A 25,432-nucleotide genomic window follows, 5' to 3' on the forward strand; every position below is an offset into this window, starting at 1 on the left:
CGGGCTAGGATCGCGGGGTTTGTCCCTGCCCCGCGAGCCGCCCGTCACGGAGAGTCCGTCCGATGCACAGCCCCCACGACCCGTACGTCCGCGTCCGGGGCGCCCGAGAGCACAACCTCAAGGGCGTCGACGTGGACATCCCCCGGGACGTGCTGGCCGTCTTCACCGGTGTGTCCGGCTCGGGGAAGTCGTCCCTGGCGTTCGGCACGATCTACGCCGAGGCCCAGCGGCGCTACTTCGAGTCGGTCGCGCCGTACGCGCGCCGGCTGATCCACCAGGTCGGGGCACCGAAGGTCGCGGAGATCAGCGGACTGCCGCCGGCCGTCTCGCTCCAGCAGCGCCGCGCGGCCCCCACCTCCCGTTCCTCGGTCGGCACGGTCACCAACCTCTCCAACTCCCTGCGCATGCTGTTCTCGCGCGCCGGGGAGTATCCGCCGGGCGCCCAGCGGCTCGATTCCGACGCGTTCTCCCCCAACACGGCCGTGGGCGCCTGCCCCGAGTGCCATGGCCTCGGCCGGGTGCACCGGACGACCGAGGAGTCGCTGGTCCCCGACCCGTCGCTGTCGATCCGCGAGGGCGCGATCGCCGCGTGGCCGGGCGCCTGGCAGGGCAAGAACCTGCGGGACGTCCTGGACGCGCTCGGCCACGACGTCGACCGGCCATGGCGCGAGCTGCCCGCCGGCGAGCGGGAGTGGATCCTCTTCACGGACGAGCAGCCGGTGGTCACCGTGCACCCGGTCCGGGACGCCGACCGCATCCAACGGCCGTACCAGGGCACGTACACGAGCGCCCGCCGGTACGTGCTCAAGACCTTCTCGGACTCCAAGAGCCCGGCTCTGCGGGCGAAGGCGGAGCGATTCCTGACCAGTGCGCCCTGTCCGGTGTGCGGCGGCAGCAGGCTGCGGCCGGAGGCCCTCGCGGTGACGTTCGCTGGCCGTACGATCGCGGACCTCGTCGCGCTGCCGCTGACCGAGCTGTCCCAGCTCCTCGGCGACCAGGGCGAGTCGGAGACCGTACGGGTCCTCACCGCGGACCTCACCTCCCGCATCGCCCCCGTCGTCGAGCTGGGCCTCGGCTATCTCAGCCTCGACCGGGCCACGCCCACCCTCTCCGCGGGCGAGCTCCAACGCCTGCGTCTGGCCACCCAGTTGCGCTCCGGGCTCTTCGGTGTCGTCTACGTCCTGGACGAGCCCTCGGCCGGACTGCACCCGGCGGACACCGAGGCGCTGCTCATGGTGCTGGAGCGGCTGAAGGCGGCCGGGAACTCGGTGTTCGTGGTGGAGCACCACCTGGACGTGGTGCGCGGGGCCGACTGGCTGGTGGACGTGGGCCCGCGGGCCGGCGAGCACGGCGGCGAGGTGCTGCACAGCGGACCGGTGGCGGAGCTGGCCGGGGTCGCGGACTCCGCCACCGCCCGCTACCTGTTCGCGCGGGACTCCGTCCCGGCGCGCCGGCTGCGGCCCGCCAAGGGCTGGTTGACGGTCGGCCCGGTGACCCGGCACAACCTGCGCGCGGTCACCGCCACGTTCCCGCTCGGTGTCCTCACCGCCGTCACCGGGGTCTCCGGATCCGGCAAGTCGACGCTGATCGGCGAGATCACCGGGGAAGTGGACGGCGTCGGCCGCCTGGTCTCCGTCGACCAGAAGCCGATCGGCCGCACCCCGCGTTCCAACCTCGCCACCTACACCGGCCTGTTCGACGTCGTACGGAAGGTGTTCGCGGACACCGGGCAGGCACGGGAGCTCGGTTACGGCGTCGGACGGTTCTCCTTCAACGTGGCCGGGGGCCGGTGCGAGACCTGCCAGGGCGAGGGGTTCGTCAGCGTGGAGCTGCTGTTCCTGCCGAGCACCTACGCGCCCTGCCCGGACTGCGGCGGGGCGCGCTACAACCCTCAGACGCTCGAAGTGACGTACCGGGGACGGAACATCGCCGAGGTGCTGGACCTGACCGTGGCGGGCGCGGCGGAGTTCTTCGCGGACACCCCGCCCGTCGCACGCAGCCTGGCCACCCTGCTGGAGGTGGGCCTCGGCTATCTGCGACTCGGGCAGCCCGCCACGGAGTTGTCCGGCGGTGAGGCCCAGCGCATCAAGCTGGCAGGCGAGTTGCAGCGCGGGCGGCGCGGCCACACGCTCTATCTCCTCGACGAGCCGACGACGGGACTGCACCCGGCCGATGTCGAGGTGCTGATGCGGCAGTTGCACGGGCTGGTCGACTCGGGAAACACGGTCGTGGTGGTCGAGCACGACATGACGGTCGTGGCGGACTCCGACTGGGTGATCGACCTGGGGCCGGGCGGCGGGGACCGGGGCGGCCGGATCGTGGCGGCGGGCCCGCCGGCCGAGGTGGCCCGGGCCGCGACCAGCGCCACCGCGCCCTATCTGTCCCGTTCCCTCCCCTGACGACCTTCAGGAACGCTTCAGGTTGGCCCGGAAACCTGGGCGCATGCACGGACACCACCCCCGCACCCCCGAAGCCGAGCGCAGCCGTCGCTGGTTCATGAACACGGCGCTGCTCGCCGGCGGTGTCGCCGCGCTGGCGACCATGACCGGCTGCTCCAACGGCTCCTCGAACGCGTCGAGTTCGCCCTCCGGTGCCCCGAACGGCGGCATGTCCTCGGGCGGCCCCGGCGGCATGGGCCCCGGCCCGAGCGAGGTCGAGTACAAGGACTTCGTGGGCGTCACCACGGACGGCAAGGTCGTGCACGACCTGTACTCGATCCACTCCACCGGCGTCTCCACGGACAGGGTCGTCAAGGCTGCGCAGGCGTTCCTGGACGGGCTCAGCGCGAAGGAACGCGCCTCCTGCACCTTCGACATGGACGACGACGAGTGGCTGGCCTGGAGCAACGTCGACGGGTACGAGCGCAAGGGCGTCCGGATGGGCGACATCACGGACAGCAAGCGGGAGTCGGGCTACGCGCTGCTCGGTGCCGCGCTGTCCGCGAAGGGTCTCACCCAGACCCGCAACATCATGAAGCTCAACCAGTTCCTGGGCGACTACAACGGCGGCAACCGGGAGACCCTCACCGAGGGCGCCTATTTCTTCACCTTCATGGGCACGCCGTCGACCAGCAAGCCGTGGGGCTTCCAGTACGAGGGCCACCATGTCGCCATCAACTACTTCGTCCTCGGCGACCAGGTCGTGATGACACCGACCTTCATGGGCTCCGAGCCGACCTCGGCCACCTACAAGGGCGAGAAGATCACCCTCTTCAAGCCGGAGACCAGGGCCGGTCTGACCCTGCTGCGCTCCCTCACCTCGGCCCAGCGCGCCAAGGTGATCGACTCGAAGGTGAGCAAGTCCGGCACCGACATGAAGGCGGGCGCCGGCTCCGACAACCTCAAGCTCGCCTACCAGGGCCTGCCCGGCTCCGAACTCACCTCGGCCCAGCGGGACAAGCTCCTCGATCTGGTCCGCGTCTACGTCGGCTACATGGACGCCGGGCACGCCGAGGTGAAGATGGCGGAGGTCGAGAAGCACCTGGACCAGACGTACTTCTACTGGCTGGGCGAGACCGAGGACACCTCGGCCTTCTACTACCGGGTGCACAGCCCGGTCGTCCTCATCGAGTACGACGCCCAGTCGCCGCTCGCCTACGGGACGAAGACCGGCACCGGCGGCGGGCAGCCCTCGGGGCAGCCCACCGGTCGGATGACCGGGCAGCCCACCGGCGGTATGCCCTCCGGCGGGCCGGGCGGCGGTGGCATGGGCGGACCGAACGGCACGCCCACCCAGCAGCACATCCACACCATCATCCGCACGCCCAACGGCGGCGACTACGGCGTGGACCTGCTCAAGCTCCACTTGGAGACCGACCACTGAGCCGCCCGCTCAGGGCTCACCAGAGCCGCGTGCGTCCAGGCCGGCTCGTGGGTCACCGGCTGGGCGGCGCGGGCGAGGCTACGACGGTCCGGGTGGCTGCCGGCCGGTATCAGCGGACGTATGTCCACCTCGGCCACCAGGCCGCGGGTCGTCACCACTCGCCACAGGGAGGCCAGCAGCGTGTCCTCGCCGACATAGGCGGGCACGGTGCTGGCCGCTCCCGTCTGCAGCCGGTAACGCAGCCGCACCGGCTGCACGGGCGCACCGGCGTCCAGCGCGGCCTGGAACACGGCCCGCCGGAACCGCCCCTGGGCCCGGCCGCACCAGGTGCTGCCCTCCGGGAAGGCGACCACCGCGGCCCCTTCCCGCAGCGCCCCGGCGATCCGGCCGACCGTGTCCGGCAGCGCGCGCAGCCGGTCCCGGTCGATGAACAGCGCCCCGGCCCCGGCCACCAGCGCGCCGGCCACCGGCCACTCGCGGATCTCCTTCTTGGCGAGCATCCGCGCGGGCCGTACGGCGGCCAGCAGCGGGATGTCCATCCAGGAGATGTGGTTGGCGACGAGCAACACCCCGCCGGCGCCAGGGGCACTGCCGGTGATCCGGATCCGGACCCCGGCGGCCCGGACCAGCGCCCGGGAGAACCGGCGCACCCAGGCCGCGGGGATCCTCCCCCGCAAGCGGGGGCACCCCCAGCCGAGCGGCAGCAGCGCGATGGCGACGAGCATCAGGGCCACGACCGTGACGAACCGCAGCACGGCCCGGGGCAGCGCCGTGAGGGATCCCGCGCGCTCCACGCACGCGCCCGGAGTGCAGGGCGCGCTGGGCAGCCAGACGCTCATCACGCCGGGACGAGCGAGAGGAAGTGCCGCAGATAGCGCGCATTGACCCGGCGCATCGACAGCAGCACGTACATGTCGGCGACCCCGAAGTCCGGGTCGTGCGCGGGCTCCCCGCACACCCAGGCGCCGAGTCGGAGGTAGCCGCGCAGCAGAGCGGGCAGCTCGGTGCGTCCCACGGGCGCCGGGCCGGTGGGCACCCAGGGCCGCAGCGGCCGTACCCGGAACTCCTCCGGCGCGAGGTGCTTGGCCTGGACCCGGTCCCAGGTGGCGGCGGCGAGGGCACCACCGTCGGCGAGCGGGACGGAGCAGCAGCCGGCCAGCCACTCGTGGCCGCGGTCCACCATGTACCGGGCTATGCCGGCCCAGATCAGACCGATGACGGCGCCGTCGCGGTGGGCGGGGTGCACGCAGGAGCGGCCGACCTCGACGAGGCCGGAACGGATGCCGGCCAGCGGGCCGAGGTCGAACTCGCCCTCGGAGTACAGGCGGCCGGCGACCGCGGCACGCTCCGGCGGCAGCAGCCGGTAGGTGCCGACGACCTCGCCGGTCAGGGCCTCGCGGATGAGGAGGTGGTCGCAGTACGCGTCGAAGGCGTCCACGTCCAGCCCCGGCTCCGGCCCGTCGAGCCGGGCGCCCATCTCTCCGGCGAACACCTGGTGGCGCAGCCGCTGCGCGGCCCGGACGTCGTCCACGTCACGGGCGAGCTGCACCAGGTAGCCGGAGCCCCCGGGCGGGGCGGCGAGGGCGGGGGGTGAGGCGGGCATCGCGGTCATAGGGAGGTCTCCTGCGCCGAGCGGAAGCTGAGGAAATCTGCACCTGCTTTCTTCCGCGGCAGGCTGGACTCGGCGTGACGTGCGCGGGACCCGTGGATGTGGGACTGCTGAATGCCGGGGGTCGGACCGTTTCCGGTCACTCACAGACGCCCGAGGGTAACGCAACCATGATCAGACGGCGGTAAAGAAAAGCGAGACGGGGCCGGTGAGCACCACACCGACCCCGCCCGTCCGCACCTTCCGGCGAACGACTTTCACTTTTCAGCGCCCCGAAGGACAGCGCCCCGTCAGGGGCGCGGGGCTGTATTCGATATGCGGCCACCGCCGCGCGGGCGCGACCAGCCCCCACGCACCCGCGCTCCCCGACGGCGCTACCGCTTCCCCGCCTTCCGGGCAGCCCGCAGCCACTCCTTGTTCATGCTGGTGATCGACACCAGCGGAATCCCCTTCGGGCAGGCGGTCGCGCACTCCCCCGTCAGGGTGCACCCCCCGAACCCCTCCGCATCCATCTGCCCCACCATGTCCAGCACCCGCGTCTCCCGCTCGGGCGCCCCCTGCGGCAGCACGTTCAGGTGATTCACCTTGGCGGACGTGAACAGCATCGCCGCCCCGTTCGGGCAGGCGGCGACGCACGCCCCGCACCCGATGCACTCGGCGTGCTCGAACGCGAAGTCGGCGTCGGCCTTGGGCACCGCCGTGGCATGCGCCTCCGGCGCGGCCCCGGTCGGCGCGGTGATGTACCCGCCGGCCTGGATGATCCGGTCGAACGCCGACCGGTCCACCACCAGGTCCTTGATCACCGGGAACGCGGAGGCCCGCCACGGCTCGATGTCGATCGTGTCGCCGTCCTTGAAGGACCGCATGTGCAGCTGACAGGTGGTGGTGCGCTCCGGCCCGTGCGCGTCCCCGTTGATCACCAGGGAGCACGCGCCGCAGATGCCCTCGCGGCAGTCGTGGTCGAAGGCGACCGGGTCCTCGCCGCGCAGGATGAGTTCCTCGTTGAGGGTGTCGAGCATCTCCAGGAAGGACATGTCGGAGGAGATGCCGTCCACCTCGTACGTGGACATCGCGCCGTCGGCGTCGGCGTTCGGCTGGCGCCAGACGCGCAGGGTGAGCTTCATGCGTAGCTCCGCTGGGTGGGGTGGACGTACTCGAAGACGAGGTCTTCCTTGTGCAGGACCGGGGCGTCCCCGGTGCCGGTGAACTCCCAGGCGGCCGCGTACGCGAACTCGTCGTCCCTGCGGGCGGCTTCGCCGTCCGGCGTCTGGGACTCCTCGCGGAAGTGGCCGCCGCAGGACTCGGCGCGGTGCAGCGCGTCGAGGCACATCAGCTCGGCGAGCTCCAGGTAGTCGACGATGCGGTTGGCCTTCTCCAGGGACTGGTTGAACTCCTCGCCGGTCCCCGGCACCTTGATCCGCCGCCAGAACTCCTCCCGGATCTGCGGGATGCGCTCAAGTGCCTTGCGCAGCCCCGCGTCCGTGCGGGCCATACCGCAGAACTCCCACATCAGTTCGCCGAGTTCGCGGTGGAAGGAGTCGGGGGTACGGTCGCCGTCGACGGACAGCAGCAGGTTCAGCCGGTCCTCCGTCTCGGCCAGCACCTCCTGCACGACGGGGTGTCCGGCCGTCACCGCCTCCTGGTGCGGGTTGCGGGCGAGGTAGTCGTTGATGGTGGCCGGGAGGACGAAGTACCCGTCGGCCAGACCCTGCATCAGGGCCGAGGCGCCCAGGCGGTTCGCCCCGTGGTCGGAGAAGTTGGCCTCGCCGACCGCGAACAGACCGGGGACGGTGGTCTGGAGGTCGTAGTCGACCCACAGTCCGCCCATCGTGTAGTGCACGGCGGGATAGATCCGCATCGGCACCTGGTACGGATCCTCGTCCGTGATCCGCTGGTACATGTCGAAGAGGTTGCCGTACTTCGCCTCGACGGCTTTCCGCCCCATCCGCTCGATCGCGTCGGCGAAGTCGAGGTAGACGCCCTGTCCGCCGGGGCCGACGCCCCGGCCCTCGTCGCAGACGTTCTTCGCGGCTCGGGAGGCGATGTCGCGCGGGACCAGGTTGCCGAAGGACGGGTAGATGCGCTCCAGGTAGTAGTCGCGCTCGTCCTCGGGGATCCGGTTCGCCGGTCGGGTGTCGCCCTTGGCCTTGGGCACCCAGATCCGCCCGTCGTTGCGCAGCGACTCGCTCATCAGGGTGAGCTTGGACTGGTGGTCACCGGTGCGCGGGATGCAGGTGGGGTGGATCTGCGTGAAGCAGGGGTTGGCGAAGTAGGCGCCGCGCCGGTGCGCCCGCCAGATCGCGGTGGCGTTGGAGTTCATGGCGTTCGTCGACAGGTAGAAGACGTTTCCGTAGCCACCGCTGGCGAGGACGACGGCGTCGGCGAAGTAGGTGTCGATCCTGCCGGTGATCAGGTCCCGGGCGACGATCCCACGGGCCCGCCCGTCGACCACGATCACGTCGAGCATCTCGGTGCGCGGGTGCATCTCCACGTTCCCGGCGGCGATCTGCCGGCTCAGCGCCTGGTAGGCGCCGAGGAGCAGCTGCTGGCCGGTCTGGCCGCGGGCGTAGAAGGTCCGGGACACCTGGACACCGCCGAACGACCGGGTGTCGAGCAGCCCGCCGTACTCACGGGCGAACGGCACGCCCTGTGCCACGCACTGGTCGATGATCTCGACGGAGATCTGGGCGAGGCGGTGCACGTTGGACTCGCGGGCCCGGAAGTCGCCGCCCTTGACGGTGTCGTAGAAGAGCCGGTGGACGGAGTCGCCGTCGTTGCGGTAGTTCTTCGCCGCGTTGATCCCACCCTGCGCGGCGATGGAGTGCGCGCGGCGCGGGGAGTCCTGGTAGCAGAACTGGACGACGTGGTAGCCCTGTTCGGCGAGGGTGGCCCCGGCGGAGCCGCCGGCCAGGCCGGTGCCGACGACGATCACCGTGTGCTTGCGCCGGTTGGCGGGATTGACCAGCTTCGCCTCGAAACGGCGCTTGTCCCAGCGCTCGTTGACCGGGCCGTCGGGGGCCTTGCCGTCGGAGACGGGTGCGCCGGTCGAGTAGTTCACGTAGTCGGTCATGTCAGCTCACCACTCCGGTCATGACGCCCACGGGTACGGCGATGAAGCCGGCCGTGAGCAGCAGCGCGAGGACGTCGGCGACGATCTTGAGGGCGCGGTCGCGGGTGCGGCTGCCGACGCCGAGGGTCTGGGCGGCGCTCCAGAAGCCGTGCCGGATGTGCAGGCCGAGCGCGAGCATCGCGACGATGTAGATGACGTCGCCGTACCAGGTGGAGAAGGTGTCCACGACGTTCTGGTACGGGTGGCCGGCCTGGAAGCCGCCGGAGTGCACGGTGCCCGTGGTCAGGTCGAGGATGTGCCAGACGATGAACAGGCCGAGAATGATCCCGCCCCAGCGCATGGTCCGGGTCGCGTAACTGGCCCGGGGCCTGCCGTGCACGTACTTGGTGGGGCGTGCCTTGATGTCCCGGCGGCTGAGCTGGTAGGCGGACGTGGCGTGGGCGACCACGGCGACGACCAGGACGATCCGGATGAGCCAGAGCGTCCACTCGTAGTGCATGAACGGTTCGCCGACGGTGCGCAGCCAGTGGGCGTAGCTGTTGAACTCGCCCGCCCCGAAGTAGATCTTCAGGTTCCCGATCATGTGCGCGACCAGGTAGAGCAGCATGATCAGGCCGCTGACGGCCATCACGGTCTTCTTGCCGACGGAGCTGTCCCACATCGTGCGTGCCATGGACGGCCGTCGATCCGTCCGCGTTGCCAGAGCCATGGGGACGACGCTAGGGCCGGAGGACCCGATCGGTCCAAGACATGGAGCGGCTGGATTCCATAGCTGAAAGCTATCGTGTAACCATGCAGTTCCAGCAGCTTCAGTATTTTGTCGCCGTGGCCGAGACCCGGCACTTCACCCGGGCCGCCGAGCTGGTCCATGTGGCCCAGCCGTCGCTGTCCCAGCAGATCAAGGCGCTGGAGCGGGAGCTGGGCGCGGACCTGTTCCTGCGCGCCCGTGGCAACATCACCCTGACCGACGCGGGCGAGGCGCTGCTGCCGCTGGCCCGGCGGATCCTCGCGGACGCGGACACCGCCCGGTACGAGGTGCAGGAGCTGGTGCAGCTGCGCAGTGGCCGGGTGCGGCTGGGGGCGACGCCGAGTCTGTGCACCGGGTTGCTGCCGGACGTCCTGCGGGCGTTCCACGACCGGTATCCGGGGATCCAGCTGCTGATCGAGGAGAGCGGGTCCCATGACCTCGTACGGGAGCTGGCGCGCGGGGCGCTGGACCTGGCGCTGATCGTGCTGCCGCTGCCGCCGGCGTCGCCCGCGCTGACCACCGTGGAGCTGCTGTGGGAGGACCTGGTGGTGGTGTCCTCGCCCGAGGCGACGGCGCCGGGGCGGGGGCGCGGTGGGGTGAGCATCTCCGACCTGGAGGGGGAGCGGCTGGTGATGTTCCGGCACGGGTACGACCTGCGGGAACTGACCGTCGCGGCGTGTCGCTCCGCCGGGTTCGAGCCGGGTTTCGCCGTCGAGGGGGGTGAGATGGACGCGGTGCTGGGGTTTGTGCGGGCGGGGCTGGGGGTGGCGGTGGTGCCTCGGATGGTCGCCGCTCGGTCGGGGCGGGGGTTGCGGGTCACTCCGTTGGCCCGGCCGGGGTTGCACCGGACCATCGCGTTGGCGCACCGGAGCGATGTGGCGCCGCCTCGGGCCGCTCGGGAGCTTCAGAGGATGCTGTTGGAGAGGTGACGGAGCGTGGTCGAGTGCGGGCGCGTGGGGGCTGGTCGCGCAGTTCCCCGCGCCCCCAAAGGGGCGCCAGGTGCGCGCCCCGAAAGGGGCGCGGGGAACTGCGCGAGCAACCGCCCGCAGCCCGCGCCGCACCCACCGGTCCATGCCGATGGCGGGTCAGCCCGTCGCGTCCACCAGCACCAGGTCGTGCAGGCGCTCCGGTGGGCCCGGGCGGGCGTAGTACCAGCCCTGGGCGGTGTCGCAGCCGAGTATGCGGAGTTGTTCGGCCTGGGCGCCGGTCTCCACGCCCTCCACCGTGACCGCGAGGTCCAGGCTGTGGGCCAGGGTGACGATGCCCTCCACGATCTTGAGGTCGACCGGGTCCGCCGGGAACTGCTGCATGCTCTGGGTGAAGGAGCGGTCCAGTTTGAGGATGCTCACCGGGAGACGGCGGAGGTTGGCGAGGTTCGAGTAACCGGTGCCGAAGTCGTCCAGAGCGATGTCCACACCCATCTCGGCGAGGCGCCGCAGCGGTTTGAGGAGGTCGTCGTCGGCGCCGATGAGCGCGGACTCGGTGACCTCCAGGCAGAGGGCGTCGGGGGCCACTCCGGTCCGCTCCAGGATGTCCACCGTGTCCTGGACCAGGCCGGGGTGGCTGAGCTGGCACGGGGAGAGGTTCACGTTGATCCGCAGGGGGCCCGTGCTGTCGTTCTCACCGTAGCGTTCCCGCCATTCGCGGGCCTGGCGGATCGACTCCTCCAGGACCCAGCGGCCCAACGGCACGATGAGACCGGTGTGTTCGGCGAGCGGGATGAACCGGTCGGGGCCCAGGACGCCGTGCTGCGGGTGCAGCCAGCGGACCAGGGCCTCGGCGCCGCGCACCGTGCCGTCGCCGAGGTGGACCAGCGGCTGGTACTCGATGAAGAACTCGCCCCGGTCCAGGGCGGCGGGCAGCGCCGTGGTCAGGCCGTGGCGGGTGATCGCGCGGGCGTCCGCCTCCGGGTCGGCCAGTTCGAAACGGTTGCCGCCCGCCGACTTGGCCCGGTACATCGTGATGTCGGCGCTGCGCAGCACCTCGGCCGGGGTGCGCTCGCCCGCCGGACCCTCGACGATGCCGATGGAGCCGCGGACCATGAGTTCGCGGCCGTCGATGCTGATCGGGGTGACCAGGGCGTTCATGATGCGGTCGGCCAGGTCGTCGACCTCGCGCTGGGTGGCCGGTCCGGTGGTCAGCGCCACGAACTCGTCGCCGCCGAGCCGGGCGACCATCTCCCGGGGCGCGGTCGCGCAGGACTGCAGCCGGTCGGCGACCTCCACGAGGAGCCGGTCGCCGGCCGAGTGGCCGAGGCTGTCGTTGATGGTCTTGAAGCCGTCCAGGTCGAGATAGCACAGGCCGAAGCGCTGGCCCTCGCCGGCCGACAGGGCCTTCTCCAGCCGCTCGAAGAACAGCGTCCGGTTGGGCAGACCGGTGAGCGCGTCGTGGGTGGCCTCGTAGCGCAGCCGGAGGTTGAGCAGACGGCGCTCGGTGGTGTCCTCCATGAGGGCCAGCTGGTACTGCGGTTCGCCGTCCGCGTCCCGGAGCAGGGAGACGGTCAGGTTGGTCCACAGGACTGTTCCGTCCGAGCGGTTGAACGCCTTCTCGACGTGGTAGTGCTCGCGTTCGCCGCGCACCAGCTCCTCGTAGAGCCGCCAGGTCTGCGGCGCGTCCTCGGGGTGCGTCCACTCCATGACGTTGCGGCCGCGCAGGGTCTGCTCGGAGCCGCCGAACATGCGCAACAGCGCGCCGTTGACCTGGAGGACGTTGCCTTCGAGGTCGGCGATGCCGACCCCTATCGCCGCGCCCTCGAAGACGGCGCGGAAACGGGCCTCGCTGGCGTGCAGCGCCTGGGCGACCACACCCTGGGCGCGCAACGCGGCCTGGGCGATGGCCTCCTGCTCGGCCAGCGTGCGCTCGCGCAGGGCCTGGGCGAACCCGGCGGCCATCGCGTGCTGGATCCGCGAGGAGCGCATCCGCAGCTCCTCCTGGGGGCCGTCCTCACCGCAGTACAGGACCAGGTACGCGTCGACGCAGTCGAGGGAGCGGGTCAGCGCCTCGGGGTCGGTGCAGTGCGCGTCGATCAGCGCGGCGCCGACCTGCCGGGCCTCGTCGGCGTCGAAGCCGTGCGCCAGCAGGATCTCGCTCAGCCGACGGGCCAGCGGCAGCAGTTGTTCCTCGAACTCCGGGCGGGTCAGGGACGTCGAGGTGACCGGGAACACCGCCCGGCTCCAGATCGTCGCGAACCTGCGCAGTCTGTCCTCCGGGCCGCCCGGCTCCGCGGTCACGCGGCGATCCCCACGCCGGCGAATCCGGCGAAGGCATACGGATCCTCGTCCTCCGGCGCCGACTCCGGCCGCCAGTGCGGCATCGGCACCAGTCCGGGTTCCACCATGTCGTACCCCTCGAAGAACCGCGCGACCTCGTCGCGCGAGCGCATGATCAGCGGGTTGCGAATGTCCTTGTATACGTCCACCGCGCCCTCGGCCCGCTCGGCCGGCAACGGGATTCCCTCGTACGAGGCATGCGTGAGAACAAGCAGACTGCCGGGCGCGAGTGCGTCGCGCAGCTGTGCCACTGCCCCGTACGGGTCGTCCGCGTCTTCCACGAAGTGCAGTATGGCAACGAGAAGCAAGGCGACTGGCTGATTCAGGTCGATGAGACGCTCCACCTGAGGGCTCGACAGGATCTCCTGGGGCTTGCGGAGGTCGGCGGCGACCACGCCCGCGTGCTCGTTGCCCTCCAGGACCGCGTTGCTGTGCGCCACGGCCACCGGGTCGTGGTCCACGTACACCACACGGGCGCCGGGGTGCGCCGCCTGCGCGACCTCGTGGACGTTGCCGAAGGTGGGGATGCCGGAACCGATGTCCAGGAACTGGTCGATGCCGGTGCCCACGGCGTAGCGGACGGCGCGGCGCATGAAGGCGCGGTTGGCCTGCATGATCTTCGGCAGGCCGGGCAGGTGCGTCATCGCCTTGCGGGCCGCTTCCCGGTCGACCTCGAAATTGTGCGAACCGCCCAGGTAGTAGTCGTAGATACGCGAAACGCTCGGCACCGAGATGTCGATGCTCCGTGGGGCCCAGGCGGGACGCTCCATGTATCTCTCCAAGGCTGAGGCGATCCGGTGTTCGAGCTGAGGCTACTGATCGCCTGCGAACAGGGGTAGCCGAACCGGAAATTGACCATCCGTTCCTGGTCACTGCCTGGGGATTCGGTGTGCGGTTCGGGGCGGATTGCGGCGAGGGCGCCAAAAGGCCCCCAGGACGCCAAGGAGCCCGCCCCCTCCGTGCGGTGTGGAGGGGGCGGGCGGTCGTGCGCCGTTGTGTCGTCGTCCGGGACTCTCGCTGGCCTCTGCCCTCCCTTCCGCGATGTGCGAATGTGGACATGGGCGGGGCGATCAACCCTGGGGAGGTGATCCCTAGTTGCTCGGCGCGCCGACCAGCTTTCCTTCGGGCGAGACGGCGTACCAGGTGCCGCCGACGCCCTGCCCGTTGGTGTCCCCGGCCTTGCTGTCACCGGAGAAGGTGTAGATCGGCCAGCAGTCGACCGTCTGCTGCTTCTCGCCGTTGTCGGGCCGGGTGAAGCCCATCAGGCCCTTCTTCACGACTCCCTTGGTGTCGCTGGAGGCGACCTCGGCGACGGCCGGCCACTTCGCGAGGCAGTCACCGGTGCAGTTCGAGACGGACTTGGGCCACGCCTTGTCCTTGATGAAGCGGTAGACCGTCATGCCGTTCTTGTCGACGACGATGTCACCGAGCTTGGCGTCCTTGCGGACGGACAGGCCGGGCAGGTCGGCCAGGGTGGCCTTCTTGCCGTCGGGGGCGGCCGCGAACCACTTGCCGCCCACGCCCTGGCCGTTGACGTCACCGGCGTTGACGTCCTTGGCGTACCGGTACACCGGCCAGCCGGCGACGGTCAGCTGCTTGGTGCCGTCGGAGCGGGTGACCTCACCGAGCAGCGACTTGTCGATGCCGGCACCGGCCGAGGCGTCGTCGGCGGGCACCGGCGGCCAGGTGGTGGCGCAGTCGCCGTCGCAGTTCGACTTGGGGGGATTGGCGGTGTCGGCATCGAAACGGTAGAGGGTGAGACCGCTGCCGTCGGTCAGCACCTTGCCCAGATCCGGGTTGCTGGCAACGCTCAGCTTGCCGGCGGGCGCGACCACGGCCGGGGAGCTGGAGGCCTGGTTGCCGTCGGCACCGTAGCCGTTGCCGGCGCCGGTGGAGGCGGAGGGGTTGGTGATGCTGCCGATGCCGGCAGGCGCCGTGGCACCGACGTTCTGGGCCGCCGAGGACGGAGTGGTCGTGTTGCCCTGACCGCACGCCGTCGCGAACACCATCACCCCCGCGGCCGTGGCCACCAGCGAGGCACTCCTCCACGAGGTCTTCATCGTCAACTCCCCATAATCGCCTGGTTATTGCAGCGCCTCTGCGCCGCCGCACGACACCAGGTACGGATGCCGGGGGCCGAAGTGTTCAACGGGCGCACAAATTTCTTTCCGGACACTGTGGCCGAGGACCGCGCCCCGCACGGACGTACGGTTCGAGCCATGCGCGAGGCGGTGTGATTCAAACCGGTTTACGTCGCATGTCCCCCGTTCGGATCAATCATCCGGTACTCCGGCGTGCGACGGCGCCCGACGCTCCATGATCTCCGTCGTGCATGCACCCGAAGCGACCAGACTCGCGCCCGTCCCAAGGGTGTTGGCCCTGCTGACGCTGACGTGGACCCTGGTGGGCTGCCCGGTCGGCACGGCGTCGGCCGACGCCTGCGCCTCCGCCTCGACGGGCCCCGACGGCATTCACGCGGTGGCCGTCGCCGGCGGCTCCTGGCCCACTCCCCCGCCATGTCCGGCCCCGACCCCGCCGCCCTGCCCCACGCCCACCCCGACGCCCACGCCCACTCCGACGCCCACCCCGCCCCCGAAGCCCACCCCCAAACCCAGACCCACCCCGACGCCCGCACCACCGCGCACCACCCCGCCCGCGCCGCGCCCGGCCCCACCGCCGCCGCCCCGGCCGGTCCGGAAGCCCACACCGCCCCCCACCCCGCCACCGGCTCCCCGGCCCAGGCCGAAGCCGACCCCCACCCCGTCGCCCACTCCCACCCCGACCCCGAAACCCACCCCGGTGACCTACCCGCCGTACCGCGTCCAGTCGACCGGCGCGACGGCCCCGAACCGTACCTCCCCGGTCACCTACGTCCTGCTCATCGCCGTACCCGCGATCATCGCCGTCGCCGCGTTCCGCGCGCGCTGACGGCCGGCCCACTGATTCCTGGAGGCTTCCGTTGCCGGATTGGCTTGTTCTCGTCCTCGCGATGCTCGCGGCCGTTGGCGTGGTCGTCATCATCACCCTCGCTCGCGACAAGAGGGCGGCGGAGGACGAGGATCCCTCCGAGACGCCGGACGTCATCGAGTACATGACCATGTGGATCGGCGTCATCTACGCCATCGTCCTCGGTCTGGCGGTGGCCGGCGTGTGGGAGGCCCGCAGCGCCGCCCAGGACCACGTGCAGGCGGAGGCGCAGGCACTGCACGAGATCTATGAACGGGTGCGGGTGTACCCGCCCGACACACGTGACCGGATCCGGGCGGACGTCGACGCCTACGTCACGCAGGTCGTCGACAAGGAATGGAAGGAGATGGCCGACCACGGCCGGCTCTCCCAGCACGGCGCGGAGCTGCTCGCGCAGATCCGTCAGGACGTCACCGACTACCAGCCGAAGACCGACTTCCAGGCGCAGGCCTACCAGCCGCTGGTGGACCAGGTGGCCGCTCTCGACCAGGCGCGCAGCGCACGGGCCGACTCGACCGGGGCGACCATGCCGAACGTGGTGTGGTTCGGACTGCTGACCGGCGCCGCGATCACCATCGGCATGGTCTTCGCGCTGCAGATCAGGCGCACCCGGCGCGAGCTGATCCTGGCCGGCCTGTTCTCCGCGACCATCACCTTCATGCTGTTCCTGATCTGGGACTTCGACGAACCGTACAGCCGGGGCATCACGGCGACGGCGCAACCGTTCCTGAACCTCTTCCCGCACCTCAAGGGGTAGGGGGCGCCCCGGGGGACACGGCTCCGCACCGCGCCACGCCGCCGGTGTCCCCCGGACGGCCCACGCATCTCCCCCGTTCGCGCTACTGCGTTCGCGCGCATGTGCGGAGGTTTCTAGCGTTCCGATCATCGAGGTGCATTCCCGGCACCGGCGGAACGGGTCCGCCTGCTGCTCCTCGGGACCGGAGGAACCACCATGCGCGCGATACGCGTCACTTCGGCCGCACTGCTGGGTGTCGGCGCTCTCGCCCTCTCCGCTCCGGTCATCCTCGCGAGCGACAGCGGCGACAGGGGCGGCGGGGGCCGGAAGGGCACGCCCTTCGGCTTCAGGGTCACGCCCACCACCGTGACGGCGGGCGGCCGGGTGAGTCTGCACCTGGACCGCGACGGCGGCTGCCGGGGCGCCGCGACGGTCACTTCGGGTGCGTTCGACACGGTCCGCATCCCGTCGGAGCGGGACTCGGTGACGGCCACTGTCGACCCGGACGCGAAGTCGCAGGCGTCGTACCGGGTGACGTTCAACTGCGACGGGTCCAGCGCGTCGACCGAACTGGCCATCGCGAGCGCCGTGTCGGCGGCCGGACACAGTGACGGCCACACGGACGGCCGCACCGACGAACACGCCGCACCAGCCGGAGACGGGCACGCCGACGGCCGGACCGGCGGGCGCACGGACGGACATACGGACGGCCGCACCGACAGCGCCACCGACGAGCACGGCGACGGACGCACCGACGGCGGCACGGACAGTCGCACCGACGGCGGCACGGACAGTCGCGTCGACGGCGGCACCGGCGGGCGTACAAACGGTCGTTCGGACAGTGGCGAGCAGCTCGACCCGCTCAATCCGCAGCCGCTTCCGCCCGGACACGGTGTCCAGGCCGGGGAGGGCGGCAGCCTCGGCGGGTTCGACCTCCAGGAGATCGGCCTCGGCGCGGCGCTCGTGGTGGGCTCGGTCGGTACGGCGTACCGGCGCTCACGCAGGCACGCCGGCGAGGACGACGCCTGAACCCCGCGCTGCCGGGCGGATCTGTGCCCCTGTCCGCCGGGGGACGGGGGCACAGGGCCGCTCGGTCAGATCCGCCTCTCGTGCCGGCGGCGCAGCCAGAACCCGCAGCCGGCGAGCACGGCCGCGCCCACCAGGCCGCCGCCGATCGCCATGTCGGTCGGCGTGGCCCCGCTGGAGATGCTGCCGCCCAGCCCGGCCCGCACCCCACCGGGCCACCCGTCGGCCCCGGGGTCGTTCTCCCATCCGTCGGAGTCGGCGGCGTGTTCCGATCCGCCGAGCGCGGGACCCTCGTCGAGCACGGTGAAGGCGGACTGCCGGGTCAGGAACCGGCCGTCGCAGCTGACGGTGAGGTCGTACGGTCCCGGGTGGGCGCTCCGGCGGATGGTGGCGACACCGCGCGCCATGTCCCCGCCGAACGGGGACAGCGGCGCCGTCCCGAAGGCGGCGGACCTCATGTCGCCTCGGTGGCAGCCGTTGACGGTGACGGTGAGCTGCTCGCCTCTCCGGACCGCGCGGGGCGCGACGGAGATGTTGCGCGCCTCGTCACCCCGGCCGCCGAAACCCTCGTCGAACCCTTCACCGCCGCGTCCGCCCCGGCCTTCGCCGCCCCGGCCTTCGCCGCCCCTGCCCTCGCCGCCCCTGCCCTCGCCGCCCCTGCCCTCGCCGCCCCTGCCCTCGCCGCCCCTCTCGCCGAAGCCGTTGTTGAAACGCCCGTCACCACCGAATCCGCCCACCCCGAAACCGGGGACCACTACTCCGGGGACCGCGACCCCGGGGGCCACTCCCACCCCGCCGACACCGGGAGCGACGCCGGTGGCCGGGGCGACCCCGGTGCCGGGGGCGACGCCCACCCCCCCGACGACCGGGGCTTGAGTGTTGGCCGGGCCGCCGCCGTTTCCCATGCCGTCCGCGACGGCCGTGGGGGCGGCGGCTCCGAGAACGGCGACCACTGTGCACGCGGCCGCCAGCGCACGTGAGTTTCGCATCTCTTCCTCCGCGGAAGGCGCCCCGGGAACGGTCCCCGGTGGATCGGCGAGAAAGCACCTCCCGACTAGACCCTCAGACGCCCTGAACACGCCCGCATGTCGAGAATGGTCCGTCCTGGTGAGGGGACACGCCGAACGAAGAGCGCACAATCGGATATTGCCGCAGGTCACGGACCGTCAGAAAATTCCTGAGAACGGCAACTCGGATGGCGCACCGGAATACCCGCGGGCCACCCGTTCGCCCGTCGCCCCGTCGCCGCACGCGCGCGGGGGACTTAGTTTTTTCCCATGCGCGATACGGACATGAAGGCGGCCGCGTCGAGAGGGGATGGCGAATGTCTGCGTCCGAACTTTCCGAGGTGGCAGAAGAGGAGGAGCGGCGGCGGAAGCGTGCCCCCTGGGGCGTGATAGCGCTCGTCCTGCTGACCGGTCTGGCGCTCATTCGGAACGGTTCGGGCGAGTTCGACGTCGGTCCGCCACAGCCGGCCTCGGCCGCCGCCCCGGACAGCCGTACCACGGTCCCGGGCACCTTCGCCACAGCACCCGCCCCGCTGCCGTTCGCCGCGGCGGACCGGATCCGGATCCCGGCGATCCGGGTCGACGCCCCGGTGATGCCGGTGGGTCTGGACACGGACGGCTGGATCGCGGCGCCGCCGCCGGACGACCCGAATCTCGCGGGCTGGTTCACCGGCGGCGTCTCGCCCGGGGAGAAGGGCACCTCCGTCGTCGTGGGCCATGTCGACAACACGAAGGGGCCTGCGGTCTTCTACGGTCTCGGTTCCCTGAAGAAGGGAAACCGGATCGAGGTCGACCGCCAGGACGGCCGCACGGCCGTCTTCGAGATCTACGGAATCGAGGTTTTCGCGAAGGCGGGATTCCCGGGCGACCGGGTCTACGGTTCCAAGGGCACCCCGGAGTTGCGGGTCATCACCTGTGGCGGCGGTTTCTCGAAGCAGAACGGCTACGACGGGAACGTCGTGGTCTTCGCCCGCCTGGTCGAGGCCCGCTGAGGCCACCACCGGGCGGGCGCCGGCCCGTTCACATGCGGCGGCGCGGCACGGTCAGGTGGTAGCCGTTGTCCAGCAGGTAGGGCAGATACTCGCGCAGGGCCTGGACGCTCTGCGAGCGGTCGCCCCCGGCGTCGTGGGAGAGGACCACGACACCGGGGGCGGCGCCGTTCTCGATCGTCTCGACGATGGTGCGGGTGCCCGGTTCGGTCCAGTCGGTGCTGTCCACGGTCCAGGCCATCGGCTCCATGCCCATCTCGGCGCCGAGTTGGAAGGCCGCACGGTTCCAGGCGCCGTAGGGGGCGCGGAACCACTGCGGGCGTTCGCCGTAGGTGTCCTCGATGGCGTCGCTGGTGCTCGTCATCTCGTCGCGGATCTCGCGGCGGTTCAGGGTGGTCAGCAGGGGATGCGTCCAGGTGTGGTTGCCCACCACATGGCCCTCGTCGGCCATCCGCGCGACCAGCTCCCGGTTCACGACGATGCACTCCCCGCACAGGAAGAACATCGCCCGCACGTCGTACTTGGCGAGGGTGTCCAGGATGTGCGGGGTGTAGTTCGGGTTGGGGCCGTCGTCGAAGGTGAGCATCATGCGCCTGCCGCTGCGGGAGATCTCCGTGATGGGCTCCTTGCGGACCTTGAGCTTGCGCGGCGCGGTGGGCGGCGGGCCGTATCCGGTGAGCGGCTGGAGCCGGAAGGCGGACGACCTGAGCGCCGGGCGGGCCTGCGCCCCCGCGGCCGGGACGACCCCGTCGGCCGCTTCCTCGGCGCTGCTCGCCAGCACGATGCCCGCGGTGCCGGCGGCTCCCAGAGCGGCGCCACCGGCGAGCAGCAGCCGGCGTCGGGTGAACAACTGATCCTTCTGCATGACTCATCAGTCGCCCGGCGAAGCTCCGCCGCAGCACATCAACACCGGTGCGGCGGTGGGAAAACACCCGCACGGACCAGCAAGGGGAGGTTTCGGTAAGAAAAGACCAAAAAACATCAGCGGCGGCGGACCAGTGGGAAGGGCAGCGTCTCGCGAATGGTCAGGCCGGTGAGGAACATGACCAGCCGGTCGACGCCGAGGCCGAGCCCGCCGGTGGGCGGCATCGCGTATTCGAGGGCGTCGAGGAAGTCCTCGTCGAGCTCCATCGCCTCGGGGTCGCCGCCGGCGGCGAGCACCGACTGGGCGGTGAGCCGGCGGCGCTGTTCCAGGGGGTCGGTCAGTTCGGAGTAGGCGGTGCCGAGTTCGGTCCCGAAGGCGACCAGGTCCCAGCGCTCGGCCAGCCTGGGGTCCGTACGGTGCTGCCGGGCCAGCGGCGAGACGTCGGTGGGGAAGTCCTTGTAGAAGGTGGGCAGCTGGGTCCGCTCCTCCACCAGCCGCTCGTACATCTCCAGGACGACGTCACCGGGCCCGTCGTCGGCGGTGTACGGCACCCCGGTCCGGTCGCAGTGCCGGTGCAGCCGCAGCAGTTCGGTGCCGGGGCCGATCTCCTCCCCCAGCACCGCGGAGATCGCCCCGTACACGGTCCTGACCGGCCAGGTGCCGGAGATGTCGTACTCGCGTCCGTCCCTGCGGGCCACCGGTGCGCCGAGGGCGGCGGTCGCGGCGCCCTGGATCAGCTCACGGGCGAGGTCCAGCATCACGTCGTAGTCGGCGTACGCCTGGTAGGCCTCCAGCATGGTGAACTCGGGATTGTGCTTGGGGGAGACGCCCTCGTTGCGGAAGGTCCGGCCGAGTTCGAAGACCTTCTCCAGACCGCCGACGCAGAGCCGCTTGAGGTACAGCTCGGGGGCGATGCGCAGGTGGAGGCCGAGGTCGTAGGCGTTGCTGTGGGTGGTGAAGGGGCGGGCGTTGGCGCCGCCGTGGATCTGCTGGAGGATCGGGGTCTCGACCTCCAGGTAGCCGCGGTCCAGGAGGCCCTGGCGCAGCGCCTGTACGGCGGCGGAGCGGGCGCGGAGCACCGCGCGGGCGGCGGGGCTGGTGGCGAGGTCGAGGTAGCGGCGGCGGACCCTGGCCTCGGGGTCGGTGAGGCCGCGGTGCTTGTCGGGCAGCGGGCGCAGGCACTTGGCGGTGAGCTGCCAGTCACTGACGAAGAGGGTCGGTTCGCCCCGGTCGCTGACGCCCATGCGGCCGGTGGCGGTGATCTGGTCGCCGATGTCGGTGTCGGCGGTGAACCGGTCGAGGGCGGGTCCTGACCGGTCGCGGGTGAGGGCGAGTTGGCGGTCGCCCGACCAGTCGCGCAGCGTCACGAAGACGATGCCGCCGAAGTCGCGGACCAGCATGATCCGCCCGGCGACGGTGGCCTTCTCGCCCTCGCGCACGTCGGCGAGGGCCCGGGTGGGCCCTACGGTCGCCACCGGGTAGGGGTCGGCGCCCGCCGCCCGCAGCCGGTCCAGCTTGCGGCGCCGGACCCGGAACTGGTCCGGCAGGCCGGCCTCCGGTGCGCCGGCCCCGGTTCCGGCCCCTCCGTCGAGACCGGGCACCGGCGCGGACGGCGGCGCCCCGAGGGGCCGCGGTCCGGTCTGCGGGTGCCCTTTTCCCCAGAGTTTGCGCAGGGACGGTACGGAGACGAAGCCCTCGGCGATTCCCGAGGCAAGGCCGATCCGGGCGAGGGAGCCGGCGTCGCCGTAGCAGAGGAAGCGCGGGTACCACTCGGGGCGGTACTTGGCGTTGGAGCGGTACAGGGCCTCCAACTGCCACCAGCGGGAGAAGAACAGCAGCAGCCGGCGCCACAGCCGCAGCACCGGCCCGGCGCCGATGCGGGCGCCCTCCTCGAAGACCGAGCGGAAGACGGCGAAGTTCATGGAGATCCGGCGCACGCCCAGTTTCGGGGCGGCCGCACACAGGTCGGCGACCATGAACTCCATGACCCCGTTGGGGGCGGCGCGGTCCCGGCGCATCAGGTCGAGGGAGATGCCGTCGCCGCCCCAGGGCACGAAGGAGAGCAGGGCGAGCAGCCGGCCGTCCTCGGCCATGGCCTCCACGAGCAGGCAGTCACCGTCGGCGGGGTCGCCGAGCCGGTCCAGGGCCATGGAGAAGCCGCGTTCGGTCTCGGTGTCGCGCCAGGCGTCGGCCCGGTCGACGACCTCCTCCATCTCCGTCTCCGTGAGGGTGGCGTGGCGCCGGATCCGGCAGCTGGCGCCGGTGCGCCGGACCCGGTTGACGGCCTGCCGGGTGACGCGCATCTCGCGGCCGCCCAGGTCGAAGTCGGCGACGTGCAGGATCGCCTCGTCGCCGAGTTGCAGGGCGCCGAGACCGGCGCGGGCGTAGGTTCTGGCGCCGTCCTCGGAGGCGCCCATCACGGCGGGCGCCCAGGCGTGCCGGCGGGCCACGTCCAGCCAGGCGCCGATGGCGTGCGGCCAGGCCTCCGGGTCGCCGACCGGGTCGCCGCTGGCCAGGCAGACACCGGCCTCGACCCGGTAGGTGACGGCGGCCTTGCCGCTGGGCGAGAAGGCCACGGCCTTGTCGCGTCGGGTGGCGAAGTAGCCGAGGGAGTCCCGGTCGCCGTAGGCCTTGAGGAGGGCGCGGATGCGGGCCTCCTCGTCGCCGTGCAGGGCCGCTTCCAGGCGCTGCGAACGGAACAGGGTGGCGGCGGCGTTGAGCAGGGCCAGGGCGCCGAAGAGGCCGAGGAGGAAGGAGACGAAGCGGGGTGGCCGGCCGGCGTAGGTGTGGACGGAGACGAGTCCGCCGCAGACCCGGTCGGCCGCCCAGGCCAGGTGCTGGCCGTGCGGGAGCGAGCCGGGGAAGAGGGAGACCAGGCCCCAGCCGGCCAGGATCGCCACGAGCAGGCCGACCAGCAGGACGGCGAGGGCGCGGCGTACGGCGGCTCTCCGGGAGGCGGCGTAGAACTCCCGGCGGGCCACGATCAGCAGGGCCAGGGCGAGTCCGCAGACCACCAGTGAGCTGAACGAGTACCAGTCGAAGCCGAAGGCGACGGTCAGGATGTCGGCCAGGACCAGCAGGCCGAGGTAGATCACCACCAGCCACCAGGCGACCTTCTTGCGGGCGGCGGTGGCGCCGCCGAGCAGGAACAGGAAGACGGCGTAGGCCAGGTTGGGGCTGACGGGGACCACGACGGCGTTGAGGAAGTGCACGACCGGGAGGAGCAGTACGCGCAGCGGCGCGATGAAGGAGAGCAGGGCGCACAGCAGGGCGAGGGCGCCGAAGAACGTCCCGAAGGCCTCCGGCACCCAGGTCAGCCGCCCGCCGCGAGGCGGGCGTATCGGCCCCGCCGGCTCTCTGCCCGTGGCGGGCTGCACGGCGGCACTCATGTTTCCGACTGTAGGAAGAGCCCGCCCGGCCCGCCCGTCGAGCGGCCTGGGCCCGACAAGCGGCTGCGGGCCGGTGGGGGCCGGTCGCGCAGTTCCCCGCGCCCCTTTCAGGGGCGTGCACCTGGCGCCCTTCAGGGGCGGGGAACTGCGCGAGCAACCACCCACGGCCCGCACCCGTACGGCGCACGGTCGACCGGCGGGAGGCCCCGGGCACTGACCGGACCTGCGGATTCCGATAGCCTCGGAACGTGGCTGAACAACACCAGTTCGAGCGGGGCACGGACGGTCCCAAGGTCATCGTGGTCGGTATGGACGGCTCGGACTCCTCATGGCGCGCGGCCTCCTACGCCGCCGGTCTGGCCCGGCGGCAGCACGCGCTGCTGGCCGTCGTGTACGTCCAGCCGGTGCTGGCGGCCGGGGCGGCGCTCGGGGCGCCGGTGGCGGAGACCACCGACGAGATCGCGGAGGACCTGGTCGCGCAGATCCGGGACGCGACCGAGCGACTCAAGGGGATATTCGAGGTGCGCTGGGAGTTCCACACCTTCCGCGGGGACGCCTACAACGGGCTGGTGAAGGCGGCCGACGAGCTGAAGGCCGACGCGGTCGTGGTGGGCGCCTCCGAGCAGGCCGGCCACCGCTTCATCGGCTCGGTCGCGATCCGTCTGGTGAAGGCGGGACGGTGGCCGGTGACGGTCGTGCCGTAGCGGTCTTCTCCCGCAGGAGCACCAGGGGGGTCGCCAGGAGCAGTACCCCGGCGAGGGCGATCGCGGTGCGCGGGTCGGTGAGGCTCGCCAGCAGGCCCCACAGGGCGGTCATGACGGCCGTGGTGGCCTTGCCGGTGATCGACCAGGCGGACAGGGTGCGCGCTACCCGGTCGTCCGGGGTGTGCTCCAGGCGGCGGGTGGCGTACACCGGGCTGTAGACGCCGGAGCAGGTGATCACGCCGAACTCCAGGACCATCACCAGCAGCAGTCCGGGCAGCCCGGGCCCGACGAAGGCCAGCCCGACGGGCCACACGGCGCGCAGGACGCTCGCGGTGCGCAGCACCCGCCACTGCCCGTACCGGGCGACGAGCGGCCGGGCGATCCGGGCGCCGAGGAGGCCGCCGAGGCAGGGCACCGCGAAGGCGAGGCCGTACTGCCAGGGGGTGAAGCCGAGCGGGCCGAGCATGAGTACGGCCAGCGGTGGGGCGGCGACCATGATCAGGGCGTTGCCCGCGAGGCTGTTGAAGAAGAGGGGCCGCAGGGTGGGGCTGCCGAGGATGTGCCGCCAGCCGTCGAGCAGGTCGGCGGCGCGCAGCCGCGGCACGTCCCGGGATGCGGGGCGGGGTTCACCGCCGCCGACGGCCCGGATGCCGAGCGCCGACAGCAGGAAGCTGACCGCGTTCGCCGCGACGGTCGTCACCGGGCCGAACAGGCCGATCGCCGCGCCGCCGAGGGGCGGGCCGAGGACCAGCGCGGTCCAGTTGGTGGACTCGAACCGGGCGTTCGCGGTGAGCAGCCGGTCGGCCGGCACGAGGGCCTTCAGGAAGGCGCCGGAGGCCGCGTTGAAGGTGATGTCGGCGGCCGCGACGATCACCGAGACGAGCAGCAGCTGGCCGAGGCCGAGGGCGCCGAGGGCGTAGGCGGCCGGGATGGTGAGCAGTGCGGCGAACCGGACCAGGTCCATGGCCATCATCACCGGCCGCTTGCGCCGGAACTCCACCCAGGGTCCGAGCGGCACCGCCGCGACCGCGCCCACGGCGGGCCCGGTCGCGGCGAGCAGCGCCACCTCGGCGGACCCGGCGTGCAGCGCGATGACGGCGATCACCGAGAACGCGTCGAAGGCGAGATAGGTGCCGAGCGCACTCACCGAGTACGCGGCCCACAGCCACCCGAACCGCCGCCCCATGCACAACCTCCCGTTGCCCCGGGACATGAAAACGTGCAGGTGACC

General features: G+C 71.7%; 21 protein-coding genes. 8 read left to right on the forward strand and 13 right to left on the reverse strand.

All coding sequences use genetic code 11. The features are described 5' to 3' along the window. Positions 1–62: 62 nt before the first annotated feature. On the forward strand, positions 63–2,399 hold the full coding sequence (locus OHB00_RS08060; RefSeq protein ID WP_406432701.1) for an ATP-binding cassette domain-containing protein: 2,337 nt from the start codon (positions 63–65) through the stop codon (positions 2,397–2,399). 43 nt (positions 2,400–2,442) lie between these two features. After that, the gene (locus OHB00_RS08065; RefSeq protein WP_406432703.1) at positions 2,443–3,822 is read left to right on the forward strand and encodes a DUF3500 domain-containing protein; all 1,380 of its coding nucleotides are present in this window, start codon (positions 2,443–2,445) and stop codon (positions 3,820–3,822) included. Here the strand turns inward: OHB00_RS08065 and OHB00_RS08070 are convergent. From OHB00_RS08070 to OHB00_RS08090, 5 genes are all read right to left on the reverse strand, one after another. Beyond that, positions 3,777–4,661, reverse strand: a complete 885-nt coding sequence (locus OHB00_RS08070) for a lysophospholipid acyltransferase family protein (protein ID WP_406432706.1) — start codon at positions 4,659–4,661, stop codon at positions 3,777–3,779. The genes OHB00_RS08065 and OHB00_RS08070 overlap by 46 nt on opposite strands. Continuing rightward, positions 4,661–5,425, reverse strand: a complete 765-nt coding sequence (locus tag OHB00_RS08075; protein WP_406445667.1) for a GNAT family N-acetyltransferase — start codon at positions 5,423–5,425, stop codon at positions 4,661–4,663. Before OHB00_RS08075 ends, OHB00_RS08070 begins: the two co-directional genes overlap by 1 nt. A 380-nt stretch (positions 5,426–5,805) precedes the next feature. Beyond that, positions 5,806–6,555, reverse strand: coding sequence for a succinate dehydrogenase/fumarate reductase iron-sulfur subunit (locus tag OHB00_RS08080; protein ID WP_406432708.1), 750 nt, complete (start codon positions 6,553–6,555; stop codon positions 5,806–5,808). Then, positions 6,552–8,501 (reverse strand): fumarate reductase/succinate dehydrogenase flavoprotein subunit, encoded by a 1,950-nt coding sequence (locus OHB00_RS08085; RefSeq protein WP_406432710.1) that lies wholly within the window; start codon positions 8,499–8,501, stop codon positions 6,552–6,554. The genes OHB00_RS08080 and OHB00_RS08085 overlap by 4 nt, the downstream gene beginning before the upstream one ends. Before the next feature lies 1 nt (position 8,502). Beyond that, positions 8,503–9,174, reverse strand: a complete 672-nt coding sequence (locus OHB00_RS08090; RefSeq protein WP_406432712.1) for a succinate dehydrogenase — start codon at positions 9,172–9,174, stop codon at positions 8,503–8,505. A gap of 119 nt (positions 9,175–9,293) precedes the next feature. Here OHB00_RS08090 and OHB00_RS08095 point away from each other — a divergent pair, with 119 nt between their 5' ends. Further along, positions 9,294–10,178 carry a LysR family transcriptional regulator gene (locus OHB00_RS08095; protein WP_406432714.1) on the forward strand — a complete coding sequence of 295 codons (885 nt, stop codon included), beginning with the start codon at positions 9,294–9,296 and terminating at the stop codon, positions 10,176–10,178. Positions 10,179–10,334: 156 nt separating this feature from the next. Here OHB00_RS08095 and OHB00_RS08100 read toward each other — a convergent pair whose 3' ends face one another. The 4 genes from OHB00_RS08100 to OHB00_RS08115 all read right to left on the reverse strand — a co-directional run bounded on the left by OHB00_RS08100 (position 10,335) and on the right by OHB00_RS08115 (position 15,313). After that, positions 10,335–12,479: a putative bifunctional diguanylate cyclase/phosphodiesterase gene (locus OHB00_RS08100; RefSeq protein ID WP_406432716.1), complete on the reverse strand. Its 2,145-nt coding sequence runs from the start codon at positions 12,477–12,479 to the stop codon at positions 10,335–10,337. Then, positions 12,476–13,288 (reverse strand): SAM-dependent methyltransferase, encoded by an 813-nt coding sequence (locus tag OHB00_RS08105; protein WP_406432718.1) that lies wholly within the window; start codon positions 13,286–13,288, stop codon positions 12,476–12,478. Before OHB00_RS08105 ends, OHB00_RS08100 begins: the two co-directional genes overlap by 4 nt. Positions 13,289–13,609: 321 nt before the next feature. Continuing rightward, positions 13,610–14,578, reverse strand: coding sequence for an SCO0930 family lipoprotein (locus OHB00_RS08110; RefSeq protein ID WP_406432720.1), 969 nt, complete (start codon positions 14,576–14,578; stop codon positions 13,610–13,612). A 411-nt stretch (positions 14,579–14,989) separates the two neighbouring features. Beyond that, positions 14,990–15,313, reverse strand: a complete 324-nt coding sequence (locus tag OHB00_RS08115; protein ID WP_406432722.1) for a hypothetical protein — start codon at positions 15,311–15,313, stop codon at positions 14,990–14,992. A gap of 4 nt (positions 15,314–15,317) precedes the next feature. Between OHB00_RS08115 and OHB00_RS08120 the strand changes: the two genes are divergently transcribed. The 3 genes from OHB00_RS08120 (at position 15,318) to OHB00_RS08130 (ending at position 17,250) form a co-directional block, all read left to right on the forward strand. Beyond that, entirely contained in the window at positions 15,318–15,446 is a 129-nt protein-coding gene (locus tag OHB00_RS08120; protein WP_293996114.1) for a hypothetical protein, read from the forward strand. Between the two features lie 31 nt (positions 15,447–15,477). Next, positions 15,478–16,242, forward strand: coding sequence for a DUF4239 domain-containing protein (locus tag OHB00_RS08125; protein WP_406432724.1), 765 nt, complete (start codon positions 15,478–15,480; stop codon positions 16,240–16,242). 195 nt (positions 16,243–16,437) lie between these two features. Continuing rightward, on the forward strand, positions 16,438–17,250 hold the full coding sequence (locus OHB00_RS08130; protein ID WP_406432726.1) for a hypothetical protein: 813 nt from the start codon (positions 16,438–16,440) through the stop codon (positions 17,248–17,250). 65 nt (positions 17,251–17,315) lie between these two features. Here OHB00_RS08130 and OHB00_RS08135 read toward each other — a convergent pair whose 3' ends face one another. After that, a complete protein-coding gene (locus tag OHB00_RS08135) occupies positions 17,316–18,236 on the reverse strand; it encodes a hypothetical protein (RefSeq protein WP_406432728.1) in 921 nt (306 codons plus the stop codon). A 335-nt stretch (positions 18,237–18,571) separates the two neighbouring features. Between OHB00_RS08135 and OHB00_RS08140 the strand changes: the two genes are divergently transcribed. Beyond that, positions 18,572–19,246, forward strand: a complete 675-nt coding sequence (locus OHB00_RS08140) for a class F sortase (protein WP_406432730.1) — start codon at positions 18,572–18,574, stop codon at positions 19,244–19,246. Positions 19,247–19,274: 28 nt separating this feature from the next. Here the strand turns inward: OHB00_RS08140 and OHB00_RS08145 are convergent, their stop codons facing one another. Next, positions 19,275–20,108 (reverse strand): polysaccharide deacetylase family protein, encoded by an 834-nt coding sequence (locus OHB00_RS08145; protein WP_406432732.1) that lies wholly within the window; start codon positions 20,106–20,108, stop codon positions 19,275–19,277. A 116-nt stretch (positions 20,109–20,224) separates the two neighbouring features. Continuing rightward, a complete protein-coding gene (gene lysX, locus OHB00_RS08150; protein WP_406432734.1) occupies positions 20,225–23,497 on the reverse strand; it encodes a bifunctional lysylphosphatidylglycerol synthetase/lysine--tRNA ligase LysX in 3,273 nt (1,090 codons plus the stop codon). Between the two features lie 248 nt (positions 23,498–23,745). On the opposite strand from lysX, the gene OHB00_RS08155 reads away from it, so the two are divergent. Continuing rightward, positions 23,746–24,201 carry a universal stress protein gene (locus OHB00_RS08155; protein WP_406432736.1) on the forward strand — a complete coding sequence of 152 codons (456 nt, stop codon included), beginning with the start codon at positions 23,746–23,748 and terminating at the stop codon, positions 24,199–24,201. On the opposite strand, the gene OHB00_RS08160 is transcribed toward OHB00_RS08155, so the two are convergent. Further along, a complete protein-coding gene (locus OHB00_RS08160) occupies positions 24,137–25,387 on the reverse strand; it encodes an MFS transporter (protein ID WP_406432738.1) in 1,251 nt (416 codons plus the stop codon). The genes OHB00_RS08155 and OHB00_RS08160 overlap by 65 nt on opposite strands. Between the last annotated feature and the right edge of the window lie 45 nt (positions 25,388–25,432).

Origin of the sequence: Streptomyces sp. NBC_00631 (assembly GCF_045206895.1) — a bacterium.
Classification (GTDB): Bacteria; Actinomycetota; Actinomycetes; order Streptomycetales; family Streptomycetaceae; genus Streptomyces.